This is a genomic window from Streptomyces sp. NPDC029216, assembly GCF_040648015.1.
Lineage (GTDB): Bacteria > Actinomycetota > Actinomycetes > Streptomycetales > Streptomycetaceae > Streptomyces.
This window is the reverse complement of the sequence record NZ_JBEZWL010000130.1, coordinates 1-20,448: the sequence shown is the minus strand read 5'-3', so window position 1 is coordinate 20,448 and position 20,448 is coordinate 1. Positions and strand designations below refer to the sequence as shown.

The 20,448-nt window shown below is 70.1% G+C and carries 15 protein-coding genes; 6 read left to right on the top strand and 9 right to left on the bottom strand.

What is annotated here, in order from left to right; translation table 11 throughout:
- Positions 1-53 precede the first annotated feature (53 nt).
- From AB0F18_RS31430 to AB0F18_RS31415, 4 genes are all read right to left on the bottom strand, one after another.
- On the bottom strand, positions 54-1,304 hold the full coding sequence (locus AB0F18_RS31430) for a ParB/RepB/Spo0J family partition protein (RefSeq protein WP_362066776.1): 1,251 nt from the start codon (positions 1,302-1,304) through the stop codon (positions 54-56).
- Positions 1,301-2,461, bottom strand: a complete 1,161-nt coding sequence (locus AB0F18_RS31425; protein WP_362066775.1) for a ParA family protein — start codon at positions 2,459-2,461, stop codon at positions 1,301-1,303. The genes AB0F18_RS31430 and AB0F18_RS31425 overlap by 4 nt, the downstream gene beginning before the upstream one ends.
- Positions 2,462-2,957: 496 nt before the next feature.
- Complete coding sequence (locus tag AB0F18_RS31420) at positions 2,958-3,155, bottom strand: hypothetical protein (protein WP_362066773.1); 198 nt, start codon at positions 3,153-3,155, stop codon at positions 2,958-2,960.
- A gap of 510 nt (positions 3,156-3,665) precedes the next feature.
- Positions 3,666-4,454: an amidohydrolase family protein gene (locus AB0F18_RS31415; protein WP_362066771.1), complete on the bottom strand. Its 789-nt coding sequence runs from the start codon at positions 4,452-4,454 to the stop codon at positions 3,666-3,668.
- A 98-nt stretch (positions 4,455-4,552) separates the two neighbouring features.
- Here AB0F18_RS31415 and AB0F18_RS31410 point away from each other — a divergent pair, with 98 nt between their 5' ends.
- Positions 4,553-4,948 carry a MerR family transcriptional regulator gene (locus tag AB0F18_RS31410; protein ID WP_362066769.1) on the top strand — a complete coding sequence of 132 codons (396 nt, stop codon included), beginning with the start codon at positions 4,553-4,555 and terminating at the stop codon, positions 4,946-4,948.
- Between the two features lie 171 nt (positions 4,949-5,119).
- On the opposite strand, the gene AB0F18_RS31405 is transcribed toward AB0F18_RS31410, so the two are convergent.
- The 3 genes from AB0F18_RS31405 to AB0F18_RS31395 all read right to left on the bottom strand — a co-directional run bounded on the left by AB0F18_RS31405 (position 5,120) and on the right by AB0F18_RS31395 (position 8,847).
- The gene (locus tag AB0F18_RS31405; RefSeq protein ID WP_362066782.1) at positions 5,120-5,584 is read right to left on the bottom strand and encodes a DUF2199 domain-containing protein; all 465 of its coding nucleotides are present in this window, start codon (positions 5,582-5,584) and stop codon (positions 5,120-5,122) included.
- Positions 5,585-5,849: 265 nt separating this feature from the next.
- Complete coding sequence (locus AB0F18_RS31400) at positions 5,850-6,680, bottom strand: tetratricopeptide repeat protein (protein WP_362066767.1); 831 nt, start codon at positions 6,678-6,680, stop codon at positions 5,850-5,852.
- 1,093 nt (positions 6,681-7,773) lie between these two features.
- On the bottom strand, positions 7,774-8,847 hold the full coding sequence (locus AB0F18_RS31395) for a protein kinase family protein (RefSeq protein WP_362066780.1): 1,074 nt from the start codon (positions 8,845-8,847) through the stop codon (positions 7,774-7,776).
- A gap of 1,035 nt (positions 8,848-9,882) precedes the next feature.
- On the opposite strand from AB0F18_RS31395, the gene AB0F18_RS31390 reads away from it, so the two are divergent.
- Both AB0F18_RS31390 and AB0F18_RS31385 read left to right on the top strand, forming a co-directional pair.
- On the top strand, positions 9,883-10,539 hold the full coding sequence (locus AB0F18_RS31390) for a hypothetical protein (RefSeq protein WP_362066765.1): 657 nt from the start codon (positions 9,883-9,885) through the stop codon (positions 10,537-10,539).
- 63 nt (positions 10,540-10,602) lie between these two features.
- Positions 10,603-11,022 carry a hypothetical protein gene (locus AB0F18_RS31385; protein WP_362066763.1) on the top strand — a complete coding sequence of 140 codons (420 nt, stop codon included), beginning with the start codon at positions 10,603-10,605 and terminating at the stop codon, positions 11,020-11,022.
- A gap of 290 nt (positions 11,023-11,312) precedes the next feature.
- On the opposite strand, the gene AB0F18_RS31380 is transcribed toward AB0F18_RS31385, so the two are convergent.
- Positions 11,313-12,026 (bottom strand): hypothetical protein, encoded by a 714-nt coding sequence (locus tag AB0F18_RS31380; protein ID WP_362066761.1) that lies wholly within the window; start codon positions 12,024-12,026, stop codon positions 11,313-11,315.
- A gap of 867 nt (positions 12,027-12,893) precedes the next feature.
- Between AB0F18_RS31380 and AB0F18_RS31375 the strand changes: the two genes are divergently transcribed.
- The 3 genes from AB0F18_RS31375 (at position 12,894) to AB0F18_RS31365 (ending at position 16,096) form a co-directional block, all read left to right on the top strand.
- On the top strand, positions 12,894-13,919 hold the full coding sequence (locus tag AB0F18_RS31375; RefSeq protein ID WP_362066778.1) for a bifunctional DNA primase/polymerase: 1,026 nt from the start codon (positions 12,894-12,896) through the stop codon (positions 13,917-13,919).
- Complete coding sequence (locus AB0F18_RS31370) at positions 13,916-15,490, top strand: phage/plasmid primase, P4 family (protein WP_362066759.1); 1,575 nt, start codon at positions 13,916-13,918, stop codon at positions 15,488-15,490. Before AB0F18_RS31375 ends, AB0F18_RS31370 begins: the two co-directional genes overlap by 4 nt.
- Positions 15,491-15,709: 219 nt before the next feature.
- Positions 15,710-16,096 carry a DUF6009 family protein gene (locus AB0F18_RS31365; protein ID WP_362066757.1) on the top strand — a complete coding sequence of 129 codons (387 nt, stop codon included), beginning with the start codon at positions 15,710-15,712 and terminating at the stop codon, positions 16,094-16,096.
- Between the two features lie 176 nt (positions 16,097-16,272).
- Here the strand turns inward: AB0F18_RS31365 and AB0F18_RS31360 are convergent, their stop codons facing one another.
- Positions 16,273-18,186 (bottom strand): SMI1/KNR4 family protein, encoded by a 1,914-nt coding sequence (locus tag AB0F18_RS31360; protein WP_362066755.1) that lies wholly within the window; start codon positions 18,184-18,186, stop codon positions 16,273-16,275.
- Between the last annotated feature and the right edge of the window lie 2,262 nt (positions 18,187-20,448).

Genomic DNA, 20,448 nt, shown 5'->3' with positions numbered 1-20,448 from the left:
CTTTTGTCCGCGGACAAAAGTCGGGGCCGTTCGCGTCGGAGCGTGGGCACGGGTCAGCGGTTGCTGGACCTGCCGTTGCTGTCGATCAGGAGCATGGTCAGCTCCGCGCGCTGCTTCGGCGGCATGTTCTGGCGGATCGCCTCGAAGACCGCCTGGGGGTCGGTCCATGCCACCGGGGTCGTCTCCGGGCTCGTCGCCTGCTCCGGGATGACCGTCTCCGGCTCCCGGGCAGCAGCCGGCTCACGGGCTGCAGCCGGCTCGGGGATGCCCGCTTCGGGCTCGCCGACGGGAGCCGGCTCCGGCTCGGTTGCTGTTGCCTGGGGGAGGGGGGCCTCGGGTACGGCCACGGTCGGCTCGGCGGGTGAAGTGGGGGATTCCGGAGAGGCTGCCGGGGGTGCCTCCGGGGCCTGACTTTTGTCCGCGGACAAAAGTCGGGGCTGTGGGGCGGCCTGCTCCACGCTCGGGGCGGAAGGGCTCGGCTCCGCCGGAACCTGCACCGGGGCCGGCTCGCGCGCCTCGCGCAGGATCTCCCGCTGGGCCGCCTTGACCTGGGCCTCCTGGGCCTTGTTCTCCTGGAGGAGGTCCAGCAGGGCAGCCGCGTCCACGCCCGGGCGGTCCTTCGCCGCGCGGGCCAGGAGGCGTCCGTCGCGCTCGGGCATGTCGCCGGAGCTGAGCATGCTCTGGATCTCGTCGGGGAGTTCCAGGAGCACCAGCTGGTTGGTGACCCAGGACGGCGACTTGCCCAGCCGCTCCGCCGCGCGGGACTTCGCCCCGTGCTCGCGGCCCTGCTCCGCGCAGGTGTCGACGAGCTGCTGCACGCCCCGGGCGCGCTCGATGACGTCGAAGTCCTCGCGTTCGAGGTTCTCCGCGAGGAGGTGGTCGATGAAGTCGGCGCGGGAGGCGGCGAGGTCGTCGCGTACGACGAAGTCCAGCGACTCCAGCCCCACGTGCAGGGCGCTGCGGAAGCGGCGCTCGCCATTGATGAGGATGTACGCGGCCGCGCCGATCCGGCTCTCGTGGTCGGGCCAGAGGGAGAGGTACGCGCCCCGGCTGACGACGACACAGGCCGAGAGCTGGGCCTGGCGCAGCTCCTCGCCGAAGCGGGTCATCTGCTCGTCGTCGCCGAAGTTGCGGCGGGGGTTGAGGGGAGTGGGGGAGACCTGGTCGAGGGGGACGCGGATCAGCTCGTACGTCGGTACGTCGCCCTGGGCGATGGCCTTGGCCCGGCCGCGCTCGCTGCGGCCGGCGGTGCGGCGTGCGTTGCTGAAGGCGGCGCCGGTGCCGAGGAGGTCGCTCTTGCTCATGCCGCGATCCTCCGGGCGATCTCGCGCATCGCTTCGGACTGCTCGCAGTCCGGGGCGTAGTGGAGGAGGGGGAGCTTGACGCGTACCGCTTCGCGCTGCTCCTTCAGGTCGGCGATGACGGTCATGACCGGCGGATCGCCGAACTCCTTCCAGCTGTTGAGGGAGGAGGTGACGACGTAGCCCTTGCGGCTGTCGTAGAGGTTGACGACGAAGCCGAGCTGGGTGATCTCGATGCCGAGGTCGTCGACGAGGTCTTCGAGCTGCTCGCTGAGCATGTCGTAGGCGTCGGCGGACGTGTCCTCCGCCTGGACGGGGACGATGATGCCGGAGGTCTTGGGGGACTCGCCCTCGCGGGTGCGCGCGTAGTAGAGGGCGGTGTCCATGGTGTAGCCGAGGCTGGGGGGGCAGTCGACGACGATGTAGTCGAACTCCTTCTCCAGCTCTTCGAGGGCCTTCTCCAGGGCGGTCTCCTTGGTGCGGACGTGGCGGGTGGTGGCCAGCCGGGCGTCGAGGAGGAAGGCGTCCTTGCAGGAGGGCAGGAGGAAGAGGCGGCCGGCGAACACCCCGTGCTCGATGGGCACGAGGAGGTCGCGGATGCGGCCGTCGATCTCGCCGAGCATGTACTTGGCGAGGCTGGGCTCCTTGATGCCGAGCATCTCCGCGCCGAGGTGGCGGGTGAGGTGGCCCTGGGGGTCGAAGTCGATGACGCAGACGCGGGCGCCGGTTTCGGCGAGGGCCTGGGAGACGCCGTTGCTGATGGCGCTCTTGCCGACGCCACCCTTCTGGTTGCAGACCACGATCCGGCGGGCGCCCTCGTTCGCGGGGCGGCGGCGGCCGGCGGGGGAGGGGTGGGTGTCGAGCCAGAGCCGGATGGACTGGGCGACGCCCTGGTTGTACGGGATCTCCCGTGCGCGGCAGTCGTCCTTGAAGTCCCCGTAGAGGCCGGTGGGGAGGTAGGTGGAGAAGGAGGAGGCGCCTGAGGTGTCCACGGGGGTGGCCGCGGAGGCATCGGCACGCCAGGCGTGGATGCCTTCGGTGACGGCGTCCTGGATGTCCACGCCCAACTGGGCTGCACGGACCTTGAGTTCCTGCCGCAGGGATGCCGGCAGCTTGGCAACTACCTTTTCCCTGTCTTCCGGATCGTATGGGGCGGTCATGCGGGTACCTTACTAACCTTCTGGCGGGAAGGCGAAGAGGCACACCGAAGTATGTTGCCCCGGTATGGGGAAGGTTGGTCGGAAAGATCGCCGGTTACCGTGCGGGGGAGCGGGGTTCCGGTGGCCGTTGTGAGGGCCCTGTCGTGGGATCGAGTGGCCGCGTGGTGCCGGTCGGCTGGGACGAGACCGGGGCGGGGTGGGCCAACGCGCGGGGCCGGGCCGGGGATCCTGGCGGCCGGGCAGCCGCCGTCGACCTACTGGCGGCGATGGGTGGTCATGCCTGCGACGTCTGTCGGCTGTGGACCTGACGGCCTTGGCGCCCCGGGCGGAGCCTGCTCGGCGGTCTTCCGACTGGCCCCGCCGCCTCCGGCCTCGGCGGTGGTTGGCGCGCCTCCGGTTCGGGCGAACCGTGGCACGCATGCCTCGGGCCCCACCGAAGGCGGGGCCCAAGCGCGCTGCCAAGCCGAGGCGTCGAAGACGCTGCAACGAAGGCGTGTCAGACGTCGTAGTCCTGGTCGAAGCGGTCCTGTGCCTCCTGCTGGGCGCGCTGGGCCTCGCTCTGGCCCTTGCCCTGAGCCTTGCCCTGGGCCTGCCGTGCCCGCTCCTGCGCCTCGTCCTTCTTCGAGCCCATCGCCTGCTTGGCCTTCTGCTTGAGCTGCTGCGCCTTGTCGTTGGGCTGGTCCTTGATACCCATCTGGGTTCACTCCTACCGGGGTGTGAGGGGGCGGGGACCGAGGCTCTTCCTTCGGCTCCTCCGAACCTCGATCAGCGTGGCACGCAGGAACAGACGACGCACTTCGGACGAATACGGACGGTAGCGGGATGAGGAGGGTCGACCTGGGCCAGGGGAGAGGTGGCCCGTTGGCGCGCAGGCGTCGTAGGGTCCTGCGACTCGGCGCCGCAGTCGGGCCCGCTGGCCCCCCTGTTGTCCGGGCTGAAGGTGGCCAGGCAGGCTTCGTGGGCGGCTTCGGCCGCGAACGGGCCTCGGCGTGGTGGCCTGAGCGCTGGCCGCGAGCGCAGCGATACCCAGCGCCATCGGCGCGAGCCAGTCGTCGCGCAGCCCCCTGGGGCCACGGCCACGGAGCACGCCTCTGCCCCTGCCCCTGCCCCTGCCCCTGCCCCTGCATAGCGCCCCGCCTGGTACTGGGTTACGACCTCGGCCAGACGACTGCCCGTCGCACACCCAGCGGCGGTCGCTCCCGCGTCACCCGAGGCCGACCAGTTCGGCGATCGTCCCGCCGAGGACCCGGTCGCGGACCTCGCCCGGGCTGGTGACCCGTTCCACCAGGGCCCGCGCGAGAACGGGGTCGCCGTACGGTGCGTCCGAGCCGAACAACGTCCGGGCCGGGATCTCCTTGATGGCCAGTCGGACCGCGAAGACGATGTTGGCCGTGGACAGCTCCAGGTACATGTTCGGGGTGTCCCGCACCAGTTCGATGGCCTGCATCCAGTGCTGCCCTCCCAGCTGACTGACCACCAGGGGAACCTCGCGATACCGGCCGGCCAGCGCGGCCATCGTCGCCAGGTCCTCCGCCGTGGTCGGCGCTGATCCGTGCACGACCACGGGCAGCCGCCCCTGGTCCGCTGCGGCCTGGAGCACCGCTTCGATCTGCCCCGCCCCTCCCGGCGGCGGCGTCAGCTCGCCGATCCCGCGCAGCCCGCGCCCGACCACCTCCTGCTCCACGATCGTGCCGGTCTCCTCCGGTCCCAGACCCAGCGGTACCGAGAGGAATCCGATGAACCGGTCCGGCTGCGCGGCAAGCGCGGCGTCCAGCTCCCGCCACGCCCCTCGGTACGCCTCGACCGTGCCGGCCCCGCCACTGAGCGCCTTGTCCAAGACGGCCATCTCCCGGCGCAGCGCGGCGAGGTCACCGGCCCGCTCCGGGTGCGGCCGGGTGGCGAACAGGACGGCGCGGTCGACCCCGGCCTCGTCCAGCAGCCCCACGTGCGCCTCGACGGGGTCGTGGACGTGGCTGTGCGCATCGATGATCACTTGTTCGTTCCCTCCGACTGGACCGGTCCGGAATTCGGCCGGTCAGGGAACTGTTGCTCCCTGACACTGTTGGAAGGTCAAGTTGAAAGGGCGAATTGGTGCTGATCGGTGAGCTGTCACGCCGTACGGGAGTCAGCGAGCGGCTGTTGCGCTACTACGAGCGAACGGAACTGATCCACGCCGAACGCCGCGCCAACGGCTACCGCGAGTACGGCGACCAGACAGTGGAGACGGTGCGCCGCGTCCGCACCCTGCTCACCGCCGGCCTGCCCACCCGCGTCATCCGCCAGCTTCTGCCCTGCACCTACGACGCAGCGCTGGTGCACCCCTGTCCCGGCGTCCTCGCCAGCCTGCGCGACCAGCTGAACATCCTCGACCAGCGCGCCGCCGATCTGGAGACGGCCCGTCGTCTGCTGCGCCAGACGATCTCCGCCACCGAGAACGCGGCGGACCAAGCTCCCGCACCGGACAGCCGAGCTGCCTCGCGTCGCTGAGTCCTCACAATGTCCGCAGCGGGGATCCCGTGCCCGATCCACGCGTCGCGGTGTCGCCCCGCCGGATGTCCTACCGACGGACGCGGATGCCCTCTGCCCCGACGAACTGCTGGGCCCTGCGACTCAGGCCGACAGCCGCAACCGGGATGGGCGATACCGGGTTGCCGCCCTTCATTGCCCCTCGTCGTCGCGAGGGTGGAGCACGGCCGCCGCGATCTCCCGTACGCGGTCCAGCGTGATGCCCGTGCGCTGTTCGACAGCGAGGGGGTGGTCGGTGGGCTCGAGTTCGACGAAGGGGCGCTCACCGACCGGGCGGGTGTGCACGTGCGTCTTCAGGTTGAGGGTCGTGGCCGGGTACACCAGCAGGTCGGTGGTGAGCCAGCCGAAGTACGGCTTCTCTGCCTCGCGGCCGGGGGTGTCCCACAGGTCGACGGCTCGGGAGAAGCTCTCTCGGCTGAGGGAGACCCAGACGCCCCAGGAGAACACGTCGTCACTGCCGATGACGGGTATCTCGATCAGGCCCTTGACGAAGTAGTGCTGCCCGCGGACCACGCACTGGTCCGACGAGAGCAAGCAGTCGTCGGCGTCGGCGAAGGCCGGATCCCACACGGCGGGGGCCTCGGCCGTGTAGTTCATCGGCAGCTCGGGGTGGTGGGCCCCGCAGCACGCGCAGGTGAACCCGAGATCACTGGTCATAGTGCTGGAGCCTAGGCACGGGCTCCAGCACCACCTCCCGCGGGAGCCCCTCCCAACGCCTTGCAAGGCCGGCTATCGCGCTCGGGTGTCAACTCGCGTGCTCAGTCGCCATCAGCTGTGACTGAGCGCCGTACATGGCCCGACTGGCCAACTACGTGCTCTCAGCCACTGGTGAGCGTCCCGACCGTCGGCGTGGCGCGCCTGCTCAAGCGCTGTCGATACGGTCGAGCAACGCCTGGGCCTCGGCAGTGCGGCGGTGATCCGGGCCGAAGGTGGTCCGGCAGGCGTCTTGGGCGGCTGCGGCCAGCGTACGGGCCTCGGTGCCACGCCCCAGGCCGAGAAGGGCGGTGGCCATGGCCAACTCGACTGCGCCGGTTTCTGAGCGGCGCTGCTCCTGGGTCAGACTCCGGCGCAGCTCGTCGGCGCGCTCCGCCTCGGCGAGAGCCTCCTCGTGGCGGTCCTGGCCATTGAGGCTGCGGGCCAGACCGAGGCGCAGGACCAGGGTGAACCGGTCCGTTTCGCGATGGGCGGCAAGTGCCTCGCACGCCAGCGCCTCTGCCTCCGAGTGGCGTCCCAGCGCGGTGAGGGCGAAAATCTGCCCGTTGCGGGCGGCCGTGGTGATGAGCGCCATGTCCGGCCCTGTGCCGCGGGCCGCGACCTGGGCGACAGCCGCGCACTCTGCCTCGCATTCGGCGTACCGGGCGAGTGCACTAAGCGCCTGCGCGCGGTCCGAGCGCAGTTTCAGGGTCTGCGGGTGTTCCGCGCCGAAGACCCTGCCGAAGACCGGCAGCAGCTCATCGTAGGTGGTGACGGCATCGGCGTGGCGGCCTTGAGCGCCCGCGGCGAGCGCGGCGATACCCATTGCGAGCGGCGCGTACGTGTCGTCACGCGACCGGGACCTGGCCGCAACCACGGAGCGCGCCTCGGCCTCAGCCTCGGCGTAGCGCCCCGCCTGGTACAGGGCAATGGCCTGGGCCAAAGGGGTTCTCGTCGTCTGGGCGGCTTCGCCTCGGTCACGCCACCGAAAGAGTTTCATGCCCGTGAGCATACGAATCTGCACACGCCAGTTCGAAGAGAAGCCGAGGGGAGTCTGTGGGTTCGAGCGCACGGGGGCCGACTAGAACGCTCACGGGCCAAGTACGGTGCTCAGTCACATCAGCAGAAACGCCCGCCCCGGAGGGCTGAGAGGGCATCTCCCTCCGCCGAAAAGCTCTGTGCGCCCGGCTGGCGGCCTGCGGTCGCCGGGAAGGTCGCGGGACACCAGGGGAGTTGAGATCGGCCGCCTAGGGGGCCGTTCTGGCGGTCGATTTTTGTCCGTTGCGCCGGAAATCGAGCGAGCCGCCCCGACCTTGGCCGCCTGCAGTCGGGGTGGAGGGTTGCGGCCGTCCCGCCGGCGCTTCCTGCGGTGGCGAGGGGTCGCACGCCCTTGTTGTCAGAGGGACAGGCCAGGATGGTCGTCATGACAGATGGAACGACCTGGCTTGCCACTCCCCGGTCCATCGCCTTCGGCGGCTACCACGTGGTGCTGGCCGCGCAGGGGAGTGGGTCTTCGCGGTCGCGTACGGAGGCAGGCAGGGTGAGTTCGCCTCTGTGACGGCGGTCTCACACGGTGGTGTGCACGCCTGCCTTCTGGAGTACGAGGAGGAGAACGGCAAGCCGGTGCCGCCGATGTTCGAGTACGCCCACGACGGCCGTGTGCTGAGTGCGTGCAACCTGCACCTGGATGCCTCGTGGGGCAATCAGGGGGTCGCCGGCGAGCCTGCGACGGCCACTCGCCTGCAGGATCTGCTGACCGGCGCCGGGCTGCCCGACCCTGATCTGGAACGCGGGAAGGTCCACAGCACAGCGCTGGGGGTCGTCGAGCGGTTCCTCGACATCTCGCTGCCGAAGGCCCCGATCGTGGACGGCACCCTGCCGGCCGTCATATTGGAGCCGGCTCAGTCACCCCACAGCCCACCTGGAACGTCGTGGCGGTTCACGATGTGGTCGCTGACCGGGGGATGTCGTGGATCGTCATGCAACTCGTCCACGGACGCTCCCCGGCCCATGAGTTGCGGGCCATCGGGGGCCACTGCCGGTCGCGCGGGTGTACGGGGGTGGCGCGCGGTACTGTCCGCGTGGGAAGCGGCTCAGCTGCGACGCGACCTGTCCGTATCGAGGGCCCGGCGGAGCGCCTCCGACGGGTACGGAGTCTCCCTTTTCTCGTCCTGCACCTTGCCGTAGAAGTCCGTCATCACTGCGGCGAGCGGTGCATGGCGGGAGAGGATCGCCCTGGCCACTTGCGGTCCGCCCGGCGGGTCCTCCCCATCCGCACATGCCCGGATGAGTGCCTCGCGTTCTTTCCGCCCGTATCCGTAAAGCTTCGTGATCAGCCTGTTCACCAGCCAGCTGCGCGTGTAACAGCGGTCGTAGGTCCGGTGCAGTTCGAAGAAGCTGGTCTCGGACGGTGACAGATCGAATTGGGAGGAGAGGGCGAGGCCGTAGTCGGCGAAGTAAAGGCGTCGGCCGTCGACCAGGACGTTCTGAAAATGCGCGTCGAAGTGCAGCAGCCCACGAGCGTTCATGAAACTCGTGCCGGCCTCCAACTCGCCCTCCACCAGGGAACAAGCCCGGTCGGCAGACTCTTCGCCAGCCTGTACCTGCTCGGTAAGCCACTCGTCGAGCGTCTGAGGGATGTACTTCAGGAACAGCGCCAGGCTCGCAGAGGACTGCTGAAGCGCCTCGATACGACGGCGTACCTCCGGGCTGCCTCCCCAATAGTCCACGGCCCGCTCTACGTCCGGGAGTTCTCCCGCACGCGCGGACGTGTCTGGCAGTACCCGCCAGTGGTACATCAGCGGAAACCCCTGGTACTGCCCTCCAAGAACCCAGTTCGTCGTCATGGTGTGAACGGCAAGCTCCCGCCATGCCCCGAAACTGGGCGCGACCGGCCCCGGCCCACCAACGCCGTACTGACAGAAGGTGGGAAGCTCGAACAGGTTGGCCGTAGACCGCACATGCTCCGGAAGAAGCTCCATATCCGTGAGCGGCACCCGCTTCACGAAGACAGGCTTCCCACCGACCTCCAGCAGGGCAGACCTCCCGCCGATACCGGAGCCAAGCGGCACAGCCGCGTCAACAAGCTTGCCCAACTGGCGATCACTTCGCAGGGCGAGTGACGTGGAGACAGTGCCGTAGGCGGCCAAGCGCGAGCCTTCCGACATGCCGGAAGGCTCGACCGCTACGTGCATCGGAATGCCGACCTCGTCTCCGCCATGTACGCGAGTGTCCACCTGCTGCCTAGGCACTGTACGTGGTCACGAGGCTGCTCCACAGGGGCCCACCGCCGGGCCACCCCCGATACCCCGGTTCGGACTGGTGTTGCCGGGCTACGACCGGGCCCAGGGTGACGAAGCCGTCCGCCGGACCGCACGCTCTTGGTCGGCACGGTCCGCCCGCACAAGAGATGACTGCCCCTCCGGAACTCGCCCAGGGTCGGTAGCTCCTCAGCCCTGGCGGGCTTGCGGTGCCCCGCCGGGGTGGCCGGTCATCGCTGGCGGCTGAGGGTCGGATGGGCTTCAAGACGGGGAAGCGTGGCTGGGGTGGCACGTGGTGCGGGTGGCCGCTGGCTGTGCTCGTTCGGCGAGCGGAGCGTTGGGGCTCGCATTCGGTGGTGCAGGTTCGAGCGGGATCCCAGGGGCTGGGCACGAGTGGTAGGGGATGGGGTGTCATCGGCGCTACGGGTGGGCCTGCGTCAGTCGTCACGTTGCGGTCTTAGTAAGAGGCGGCGGGCGTTTGCGGGGCTCTGACCTGCGGTTTTGTCGTCAGCTATGTGTTCGCCAGGACACATTCGAGGACGCTGAATGTATACCTGGCGGGCACATTTCGTCGAAAAATCAAGCGCTGGTTGATTTTTGACGAGTAGTCGGCTTCCGGGGAGCGTCGCAGGTCAGAACGTTGCGCCGGAGGACGTGGGCCACCTCTGCGCATCTGTGGCGGCTGCACGTACGTGTCGTCATTCCGGCAACCCAAATCAAGCAGGTGTGTACTTTCGGCGCTCGGGGGCGAGGAAAGTACACGCAGCGTGTACTTCTGGTGCGGCGCTCGAACAGGGCGGCGTCCAGGGGTCGCCTCCGGCGCGTCGTCGCGTCAAAAGACAAGCTGTGGTTGATTTTTTGGATAGCCTCGGACCGCCTGAGTAACGAGGAGGTCCTGTGACATCTGATCCGCCCGCCCGTCGTCGGCGCGGGCCCCGACCCGTGCCCGCTCCCAGCGCCGGGGGTAGCGAAGCCGAGTACGGAGACATCCTGGCGGTCCTCGGTCAGCAGCTCGGGGAGAAGGTCGCCGAGGCCGCCGATCCCGGGGGCCGTCGTCGGCTCAAGGGAGTCCACTTCGAGTACGCCGCCGACCCGAAGTCCGTGCACGACATGGCCGGGGGAGCCGGGTACAGCCTGGCCAGCAACTGGTTCACGCAGTTGCTGGCGCAGCTCGCCGTGGCGAACAGCATCACCAAGTCGCAGCTGTGCGTCTTCCTCTTCGTGGCCGGTGGGCAGGTGCCGGGGACCGGCGTCACCCCGTACACGCAGCAGGAGATCACCGACGGGCTGAACAAGATCGCCGCTCAGAAGGGCGGCAAGATGATCACGCGTTCCACGGTCAACCGTGCCGTGCAGGCGCTGTGCGGTTACAACTGGGTGGAGAAGGCCGGCCGGGGCCGGATCCAGCTGAACGTGCGCCTGTGGTTCCACGGCAACAGCACGGCCCAGCACGAGGTCCTCGCCGAGATCGCCGACCGGCACGAGCACGACGTCGCGGCGTTCCCCTACGCTGTGGGACCGCAGGGTGCCCATCAGGAGGAACTCGACCTCGATTTCGGGGCGGGGGCCGACTATCGCGGAAGGAAACGTACCGGGTGATAGTGCTGCCGGGCCCGTCCTGCACCACGGACCACCGCCACCGCTCACGAGGAAGGCCGTCCCATGGCTAACGTCATGTCTCCGATCGTCGCGGAGCGCATCTGGGCGCTGCCGTTGTCAGGGTCTGCCGTCAAGTTCCTCCAGTACCTGGTCTCCCGGAGCGACTTCGGGGGAGCGCTGGCGGTCCGGCAGAAGGACATGGCCGCCGAGTACGGGGTCACGCCGCAGGCCGTCAGCGGGCTCATGGCGCCGCTGTGCGAGCTGAACATCGTGCTCAGGCCGCGTAGCGAGGAGCGCAACGGCAACTCGTACCGGCTCCATCCGCTCGCGGCGAAGTACGAGAGCCCCGAGAGCATGGAGGCGGCGTTCCGTTCGGCCCTCGTCCGCATCCAGGCGGGCGACCTGCCGAACCTGAAGCTGCCGACGTACCACCAGGCCCCGCCCACCCCGACGACGGGACGCGCGAAGCTCCAGGTGGCCTGAGCGAAGCCACCGCTGTCGTCGTCGTGGCCGATGAAGACGAAGGGCCCTCCACATGGTGGAGGGCCCTTCGCGCCTGAGTAACTTGTGCGGCCACTATATCCGCCACGCCCCGGGTGGGGACCGCTGAACGACGAGAATGTGTGAAGTCTGCCGGGAGCCTCGTCAGCATCGCTGAAGTCCTCCTTCAGGCGGCCGTCCGCGGGCAGGGAGAGCCCCCGCCCGGTCCGCTGCTGGCCGGGCCACCCCCGGGGGATGAACGACCAGCAGCGCCACGCCTCACCCCATCCAGTTCACCGAAGCGAGGCCGTCGGATTCTTGCCGCTCTGGGACTGCTTCAGGCGTTCGACGACCATGGTGGTGAGGTCCATCAGGCGGTTCGGCACGTCATGCTCCGGGGACCGGGCGTACTCGACCTTCGCGATGACCGTCCCCTGCCGGACGTTGATGCCGTTCCCCTTCCTGCCCCTGTCCCGCTCGGGCAGCTCGTAGCCGTCGATCTCATCGCCTGGCGGGTTGTTGCCCACCTCGTCCGGTGTTCCTTTGCCGGTGAAGTGGGCTTTGGCCGTGGCTTCGTCGTTGAAGGACATCATCCGGATGACAATGCTCTGTTTCCCGTCGGATGCCGCGCTCGCGCCGACGGCCAGGGCATCGGCGCAGTCCTCGTCCGACCAGCCTTCGGACTGGCAGATGGCAGGGTTGGACATGTCCCACGCCCTGGCCCCGTTTGCATCGAGGCCCCGTGGCAGGTTGAGGGCTTGAGGCAGAGCTGCTTCCAGCACCTCCCGCGGCATGACCCGACTCGTGCTCTTGCCCTTGCCGGGGCCCTGCAGTCCCGCGTTGCCGGGATAGTTCTCGATGCCGGGCGAGCTGCTGCAGCCGGCCAGCAAGGCGCAGGTGACGGCCCCTGCGGCCAACTGGACAACAACTGCCTTGGGTACTCGTTCAGTGAGCACGAGGTGGACCGCTCCCGTCTGCGTGAAATGCGAACGGATGATCATACTCATCTTGCGATCGCAGGCAGACCACTGCACGGCGCTGCATCTTCCTTGTAGCCAGGTGGGCTTGCCCGCTGGCGCGAGGGGGCCTCTCTACCTCACCCGTCGGCCCGACCCCTTCTCCACAGTCCCTTCCCCGCATGGGCGCGTCGGTCTGCTCTGGCCGGCTGCCTGGAGGTGGTCTGCGGACCCGCGTAGCTGCGCTCGTTCAGTCCCTCAGTCACTCGGTCCCTGAGTCCCTTGGCGTTTTCGCAGGTCAGAGCAGGTTCAAGCGCAGGGACAGGGACTGAAGGGACTCAGAATCCACTCTTCCAGCCTTTACGTGCGTGCGTGTATGCGCGGGCGTAAGAAGTAGCAGTGCCATATTGGCGTCATAACTAGAAAGTTGAGTCCCTTCGGTCCCTTGGAATCAGGCGGCAACCGTTTGACCTGCAGGTTTGTCAGTGACTGAAGGGACCAGGGACCGAAGAGGGTCTGACGGCGTTTCCGTCCCTGTTCCGGGGCGAGAGGGATGGAGGGGGAGGGGGTCTCCGGGCGGTCGAGGGACTCAGTCCCTGGCTCCAGGATGGGCCGAAACCGGCAATTCGGGGCAATCCGCCACCCGGCTCGCCGCCACCACCACCGAGAGGGACTCAAGGGACTGAAAAATCAAAACAGTCACAGCAGCCTGCACTGCTTCGGCGTGTCGCTGCGCTAGGCTCCGGCATTGTGAAAGTTTGGTCCCTTCAGTCCCTGTCCAGAGCAGGGACCGAAGCCCCGACCAGCCCACACACAGCCAGACCGAGCCCAGCCGCACCGCCGAGGAAGAACCACGTGCCAGCCCACAGCGCAACGCCGTCACCAGCGGCAGCCGTCGGCACGGTGCACGGCCTCGAAGTGGCGCTGTGGCTGGCCGCCAAGGGCATGCCCGTCCACCCCCTCGCCCCAGGGGCCAAAACCCCCGCAGCGAACTGCCCCCGGTGCCGGGAACAGCACCACGCTCCCGCGGACTGCCCCTGCACGGTCGAGGGACGGTGGTGCCACGGCTTCCACGCCGCGACCACGGACGCCGATCGCATCAGGGACTGGTGGCGCCGGGAGCCGAGGTTCGGCGTCGGCGTCTCCTGCGGCCCGGCCGGCCTCGTCGTCATCGACGTCGACACCCACCCGGCCCCCCTGCCGGAACGCCCGCGCCTGCTGCCCGGCATCCACATCGACGACCGCGTCGACCTGACCGGGCTGAGCTCCGGCTACGACACCCTCGCCCTCCTGGCCGCCCTGCGCCGACGGCCCGACCCCGCCCAGGACAGCGGCACGCTGCGCGTACGCACCCCCAGCGGAGGCCTGCACATCTGGTACCGCGCCCCCCTGGGGAGCCCGGCCATCCGCTCCTCCAGCGGCAGCAGCACCCGTACGGCCCTCGCCTGGCAGGTCGACGTCCGGGCCGCCGGTGGCTACATCGTCGCGCCCGGCACGCGCACGGCCGCCGGCACCTACGAAGCCCTGCCCGGCTCCCGCACCCCCGCGCCCCTGCCGCTGTGGCTCAACGCCGAACTCGCCCGCACCGGGCACCACCCCGCCCCCACGGAGCCGGAACGGGCCCCCGCGCCCCGCGGCAGGCGGACCACGCCGACGACCGGCGGCGACGACGCCCACCGCATCCTCGGCCCCCTCCTCGCCGAGGTCCGGGACTGCGCGCAGGCGACCTCGGGCACCGCGTTCAGCGAGAAGCTCAACCGGGCTGCCTTCACCGCCGGCGGCCTCGCGGCCGCGGGCCACATCACGCTGCCCGAATGCGCCGACCTCCTCACCGACGCCGCGAACGCGGCCCGCCCGGGCCAGCCGCGCCGCAACCAACTCGTCATCGACTCCGCGCTCCGCGCCGGCAGCCACCGCCCTATCCACCCCAAGGGACGCTCATGAGCAGCGCAGGAAGCACCGGCTTCGACGCGCACGCCGCCGCGGAACAGCTCGCGGTCTTCGCCGCCGAGACGCCCGAGACCGCCGAGGCCCCCGGCACTCCCGCGAACGCCCAACTGCCCGCCCAGCAGGTCGCCACCCCCGCGGCGGGAGCACGCGCGGGTGACTTCGTACAGTCCGGTCTGCTCGTCAACCTCACCGACCGCGGCAACGCCAAGCTCTTCGCCCACCTCCACAACCACCGCTTCCGCCACGTCGAGGGCCTCGGCTGGTACGTGTGGGACGAGTACCGGTGGAAGCGCACCGGCGGCGAGAAGGCGGCGATCTGGGCCGCCGGTGACATGGCCGAGGAGATGCCCCTGCACGACCCCCGGGGCCACTTCACCGACCGCGAGCTGGCCCAGCACCGCAAGCGCGCCATGTCGACCTCCGGGGTCAAGGCCATGCTGTCCCAGGCCAAGGCCTCCCCGGAGCTCGCCCTGGACCCCGACACCCTCGACGGCGACAAGTTCGCCCTGTGCACCCCCGCCGGCGTCGTCGACCTGCGCACCGGCGAGCTCCGCAAGCCCGACCCGCTCCGGGACCTGCACTCGCGCGCGACCTTCCTCGCCCCCGAGGCCAGCCCCACGCCCCGCTTCGCCCGCTTCCTGACGGAGACCTTCGGCGACGACGACAAGGGCAAGGAGATGATCACCTTCGTCCATCTCCTGCTCGGCTACTCCATCACCGGCGACGTCGGCGGCCAGGTCCTGCCGTTCCTCTACGGCATCGGCGCCAACGGCAAGTCCGCCCTCATGGACATCGTCATCAAGATCCTCGGCGACTACGCGGACGTGGCGCCGCCCGGCTTCCTGATGGAGCGCGGCAAGTTCAACGAGCACTCCACCGAGCTCACCGAGCTGCACGGCCGTCGCCTGTTCGTGTGCAGCGAGCTCAAGCCGCACGACAAGTTCGACGAGGCCCGCGTCAAGCTCCTCACCGGCGGCGACCGGCTCAAGGCCCGCCGCATGCGGCAGGACTACTTCAGCTTCGAGCCCACCCACAAGCTGTGGCTGCTCGGCAACCACCGCCCCGAGGTCGGCACCGGCGGCCACGCCTTCTGGCGCCGCATCCGCCTGATCCCGTTCGACAAGGTCGTCCCCGACCACCGCAAGATCGACAACCTGGCCGAGGAACTCGTCAACCACGAGGGCCCCGGCATCCTCCACTGGATGATCCAGGGCGCCATGGCCTACCTGAAGACCAAGCCGTCCCTCACCGGTCCCACGGTCGTGCGCACCGCCACCCAGGCCTACGCCACCACCGAGGACCACATCGGCCGCTTCCTCGCCGAATGCTGCACCACCGGGGACGGCACCGACGAGCCGCGCGACTTCAAGGTCGAACAGGGCGCCCTCTACCGCGCCTACAGCACCTGGTGCCAGGAGGGCGAAGGCCTGCGCCCCGCCACCACCCGCGCCTTCGCCACCCGTATCCGCGCCGAGGTCGGGATCTCCTCACCCGGCGAGATGCTCCGCTCCAACGGCCAGAAGTTCTACCCCGGCCTCGCCCTGCTCGCCGACGACGCCGGATGAGGACGCATCAGGGACCCGGCGAACGGGGCAGCCCCGGGGTGAACCGCCCGGGCCTACTGTCCGCCACCGCACCCAGCCGCCTACCATGGACACGCAACGAATGAGCCAGCCACAAGCCGCCGCTCCGCACACCGTCATAGCCGGTGCGCGGCGCCCGGTAGCGTGGTCACCCCAGACCGCGCATCAGGTACGTCAGACGACCGAGAAGGGACGAAGGCCATGAGCTCGCTACTTCAAGCAAGCGATCTCACCCACGAGGACAAGGTGGTGTGGCTGGAAGACCCCGCACAGCTCGACTACGTACGCCAGGCCCTCGACAAGACCCCGCGCCGGCGCGGCAAGCCCCGCTACTACCGGGACGGCCGCATGGTCGGCTTCGCCGAGCTCTGCGACAGCGCGGAGGCCGACCCCGACAGCGGGCTGCAGAAGCGACGCGTCTTCTACCTCCTCCCGCACGACCGTGACGCGGAGCCGGACGGCCTCTACCGCGCCGGTGCTCCGGGTGAGGCGGTGGACCCCCTCACGGTGGAGCCGCGGCACGTCGGGCTGAAGACGGAACGGTCCCAGCGGGGCTCCGCGGGCACCACCGCGCGCACCGTTGCCTGACGCGCGCGGTCGGCCGCTCGGTCTCGTGTACGTATTTTGAAAACTCGGTCCCTTCAGTCCCTGGAGCGGCCCTGTCACTCCTCTGACCTGCGAGAACCGTCAGGGACTGAAGGGCCGAGGCAGCCTGGCGCGGGGCTTCGGCCGGTGGCGGGCCCGCTTGTCCGGGCCCTACGCCGTCACGGCTGGTGCCGCACGAATCGGATGTAGGCGAAGCCTTCGCCCGCGCGGGGCGCCCGGGTCCACGAGCGGGTGGTGAGGCTCGGGAGCCTGCCCTGGGTCAGCGCGAAGCGGGGGAGCGACAGTCCGAGTGCGGTGTGGAGGGCCTCCAGTACCCGCCGTTCGTCGTCCGGCGCGGTGGCCTCCGGAGGGAACAGCAGGGTGGGGTCCAGGGCCTCGGGTATCGCCCCGGACCGCCGGACTTCGCTGCCCCGCACGGTGAACGCGTACAGCTCCCTGCCGTGCTCGGCCACCGACAGGTGGAACGCGGCCGGGTGGTCGTCCGGGTCCGGGAACGAGCGCCTCGGCTCGCGCCACACCACCACGGCCCGGCCGTGCGCGGAGGCGGCCGTGGCGGGGGAGACGAACCGCTCGCTCAGGTGCGGGGCGTCGCCGTCGAAGCCGAACGCCCACCTCCGGTCGGTCCGGCCGACGGCGACGACGGCCCGGTCCTCCCACAGCTCCACGCCCTCGCGCTCCTCGGGCCGGGGCGCCCGCCAGGACGCGCGCGGGCCCTGGGAGACATCCAGTGCGGCTCCTTCCTCGCCGATCAGGGCGGGCAGGCGGTCGGGTTCGACCCCCTCGACCCAGACACAGCGGTAGCCGTCGAGCGGCCTGTGCCCGGCCGAGGGCTCCGTCAGCCAGGCGAGGCCCGGCGGGTCGAGATCGGGAACCTGCTCGGGAGCCGGTCCGCTCTCCCCGGACCGCGGTGTCGCCAGGATCTCCCGGCCCCGCTCCGGGGTGACCAGCGGACCCAGGACCGGATCGGCCAGCAGACCGACGGGAGCGATCAGCGAGGGCCCCGGCGCCTCCCACAGCGGGAGGGCCTCCCGCAGGATGCGCCACGCGGCATCGGTCGCCCCCCAGCGGGCCGACTCCCGCGCCCGCGCGACCGCCCGGCCCCACGGGCCCGGAGGCGCGTAACGGTGGGTGCCGTCCCGCAGCGTGCTCAGCACGGTCTCCAGGGCCTCGCGGGCGACACCGCGGGCGGTCATCATCCGGAGCCAGTGGTCGTCGCCGCCCAGCCGCCATGCGCCGCGCGCCGGCGTCAGGGCCTGCAGGGGCAGGACCTCGGGCAGGTAGCGGGGGTCGGCCACCAGAGCGCCGTACTCCCGGGGGCTGTGCGGGTGCAGCAGCTGCAGGAGCTGGTCCAGCAGGACGCCGCTCCTCGGCCGCCCGAAGGACCGCGCCTCCTCAAGCAGGGGCAGCGCTTCCTCGTGGCGTCCCCGCAGGGCGAGGAGGCGGGCCTCCTCGACGCGGGCGTCCTGGGTACGGGTGGTCGCGTTCACGAAGTCGGGATCGCTCGCCCGGTCGGCGTGGAAGCCGCGGTACATGGCCTCCATGTAGGCGCGGAAGGACGGGTACCGGGCCGGGAACTCACCGCCCCACCCCTTGTAGACGTAGAGCGCCCACTCGCCGTCGCGGTCGCAGTCGCCGGGGTCGAGCAGGGCGTACGACATGTCGGAGTCCGTCTCCAGCTGCAGCGCGCGTTGCCACATACCGGCCAGCAGGACGTCCTCCTCGCGGGGGTCGTCGTCCAGGCTCTCCTCGTACAGCGGGGTCATGCCGTGGGGGTCCCGGAACCAGTCGATGTCCGCGGCGCCGCCGAGCTGGTACACCCCCGCCGCCTGGCCGACGTGCCACCCGTCGCTCACGGCCAGGAACTCCCGGTACGAGGGCGGCAGCCGCCGCCCCAGCCGCTTCTCGGCAGCGGAAACCGCCGCCTCGTCAGCCCCGGGGCGGCCCGGGCGGACGAGAGCCTGCGGGTCGCCGTCGTCCGGGTCGTCGTCCGGGTCGTCGTCGTCCGGGTCCGGGACCCACTCCTCCTGCCACCGTCCGAGGAACTCATGCCAGTTGAACGCATCGCCACTCATGCACGGATGGTGCCATCCGGCACTGACATCGGGGCGCCGTGGCTCCGGTGACGACCGGCTCACGTCTCCCCCCGGTCCGGACTGGTAACTCGTCGCCGATGGTGATGTCCAGCTCGTACATCAGGGCTTCGGCGAGCTGGGTCTGCCGGCCGTGGTCGATGCGGACCTTGGCGAGGTTGGCGACGCCGCGGAGGGCGGAGAGGCCGTTGCCCCGCAGGTCCGTGTCCCGGTACCGGCCGGCGCCGAACTCGGTGAGCCTCAGGCCGCAGTCGGAGAACGCGACGGGGCCGTTGGCACGGACCTTCTCGAATGTGCGGAGGGCGGCGTCACGGTATGTGAAGTCCCGGACGGCGCCGCGCGGGCTGTCGAGGGCGTCGACCAGGGAGAGGTAGAGGCCGGGTTCGTCCAGCTCGGGCAGGTGATGGTGGCGCGGCGGAACGTGCGGGTGGCCATGGGGCGCTCCTTTGCGGTGGTCCGGGGCGGCTCCGCGTCATGGCAGGACCGCCCGCCCCGGGGGCCTACATGTTCTTCCAGTTGTCCCAGGGGGACAGTGGTCGAAGAGCGGAGTGGGGCTGTTCCACATCGGCCGGTAGTCGAGCGTGGCGAGCGGGTGGGTGACCGTCGGCTGGTTCTCCCAGGTGGCGTGGGTCCAGTCGTCCTCCCAGTGGGGGACGGCGGCCGCATGCGGGGATGACTCCAGCGCTGCGCGAAGTGTGGCGCTGAGCTCAGCCGCCGACCTGCAGGAGCTTCCGGCTGTCCTTGGCGTCTCGGTGCATGAGAAGGATCGGGACGGTGCGACTCGGTTTGCGGTGTCGACCGTTCCGCGCGGCAGCTATGTCGTTGACCCCGGGTTCTGGGCCCACTGCGGCAACCGCAGCCGTTCCCACCCCCGCCACGGCACGAGTGTGTGCGGGCAATACACCGCCGACGGTCACGCATAAGCCAGTGATGCCCACGCCAAGAAAACCGCCCCCGCTCTGGGACAGCCCCCAGAGGAGGGCGAGAAGCAGGAGACAGCCCACCCACAGCGAGTGCATGAGGTTCCGTTCCTGCGACCCGCTCCTGGGCCCCGTCAAGCAGTCAAGTCTGCCGCAGAACGGACGTCCTGACGGTGTGCCGACGGTGACGGACAACTTGCTTCCGTGGGAGGAGACTGGGCTGGGGGCGGTGGGTCTACAGGTCCATGGCGGAGTCTCGCCTTGCTCGAGGGAAATAAGTAAATTGCCGGATTCATTGAAAGTACGCGAAAAGTGGGCGCGGCCCTCATAGAATCCCAGGTCACCAAGCCTGCTCCCCGCGCCTGCGGGGATGACCCCGGCCGCCGATGTCACGGGCGGCGGGGGAGACGGCTGCTCCCCGCGCCTGCGGGGATGACCCCTGCGTCGGGTATTCGCTGAACGTGTCGAGGAGCTGCTCCCCGCGCCCGCGGGGATGACCGCAACTGGGACCCCCGCGACGGTGACGTCGGCTCCTGCTCCCCGCGCCTGCGGGATGACCCTGCCAAGCGCGGCGAGGTCCCGGTGATCCTGGACTGGTCCCGCGTCTGCGGGGTTGATCCTGGCAAGGTCTACACAGATACCGGCCTGACGGGCTGCTCCCCGCGCCTGTGGGGATGACCCCACCGTCTTCTTCAGCTGTCCCACCACTTCCGCGTCCTTCGCGAATGCGGCGTCACCACCACGAGCCAGCAGGGCAAGCACAGGCTGATCTTCCTGCGCCACGCGGACCTTGTCACGACCGCTTCCCCGGCCTGATCGCCGCCGTGATCGGCCCCGCCCGGCCGTCCGCCACGTGCGCCTCGGGACCGGACCGACCGGCTTGCGGCCGAGTGGGCCCCGTTGCCGACGCCTCGCCACGGGTGGACGTGCACCCGTGCGGCGCCTGCGCCCCGTCCGCCGTCCCACGGCTGCCGCGGAACGCCCGCGACCGGGCCGGCGTCGAGGCCGTCCGCCGTTGCGCGGGACCCTGCTCCGTCCGGCGGGCACGAAGCTCATCGGGTTCCGCGGCTGACGGACACGCCCGCCACCCCCCACGGGCGGCGGGGCGGTGGCTCCACGCATCCGGACCCGCTGGTTCGCCACGGTGAAGAACGCGGTCGCCACGGCAGCGGTCCGGCGGTCGGGCTGCGGGGAGTGCTTGAGTGGAGACCCGGCCCAGCCCCGAACCGGAGGAGTCTCAATGACGAAGTCAAGCCGCCAGCGCGACCGGCGGGGCGGAGGTGAATACCCGGTTGTCGCGCAGGAGCGCCCACAGGACGCTGGC

Coding starts and splice junctions, on each gene's coding strand:
- AB0F18_RS31385 (WP_362066763.1), top strand. CDS start 10,603: ATGGCTAACGTCATGTCTCCGATCGTCGCGGAGCGCATCTGGGCGCTG.
- AB0F18_RS31400 (WP_362066767.1), bottom strand. CDS start 6,680: ATGAAACTCTTTCGGTGGCGTGACCGAGGCGAAGCCGCCCAGACGACG.
- AB0F18_RS31380 (WP_362066761.1), bottom strand. CDS start 12,026: ATGAGTATGATCATCCGTTCGCATTTCACGCAGACGGGAGCGGTCCAC.
- AB0F18_RS31420 (WP_362066773.1), bottom strand. CDS start 3,155: ATGGGTATCAAGGACCAGCCCAACGACAAGGCGCAGCAGCTCAAGCAG.
- AB0F18_RS31395 (WP_362066780.1), bottom strand. CDS start 8,847: ATGTCGGAAGGCTCGCGCTTGGCCGCCTACGGCACTGTCTCCACGTCA.
- AB0F18_RS31365 (WP_362066757.1), top strand. CDS start 15,710: ATGAGCTCGCTACTTCAAGCAAGCGATCTCACCCACGAGGACAAGGTG.
- AB0F18_RS31425 (WP_362066775.1), bottom strand. CDS start 2,461: ATGACCGCCCCATACGATCCGGAAGACAGGGAAAAGGTAGTTGCCAAG.
- AB0F18_RS31360 (WP_362066755.1), bottom strand. CDS start 18,186: ATGAGTGGCGATGCGTTCAACTGGCATGAGTTCCTCGGACGGTGGCAG.
- AB0F18_RS31430 (WP_362066776.1), bottom strand. CDS start 1,304: ATGAGCAAGAGCGACCTCCTCGGCACCGGCGCCGCCTTCAGCAACGCA.
- AB0F18_RS31370 (WP_362066759.1), top strand. CDS start 13,916: ATGAGCAGCGCAGGAAGCACCGGCTTCGACGCGCACGCCGCCGCGGAA.
- AB0F18_RS31405 (WP_362066782.1), bottom strand. CDS start 5,584: ATGAACTACACGGCCGAGGCCCCCGCCGTGTGGGATCCGGCCTTCGCC.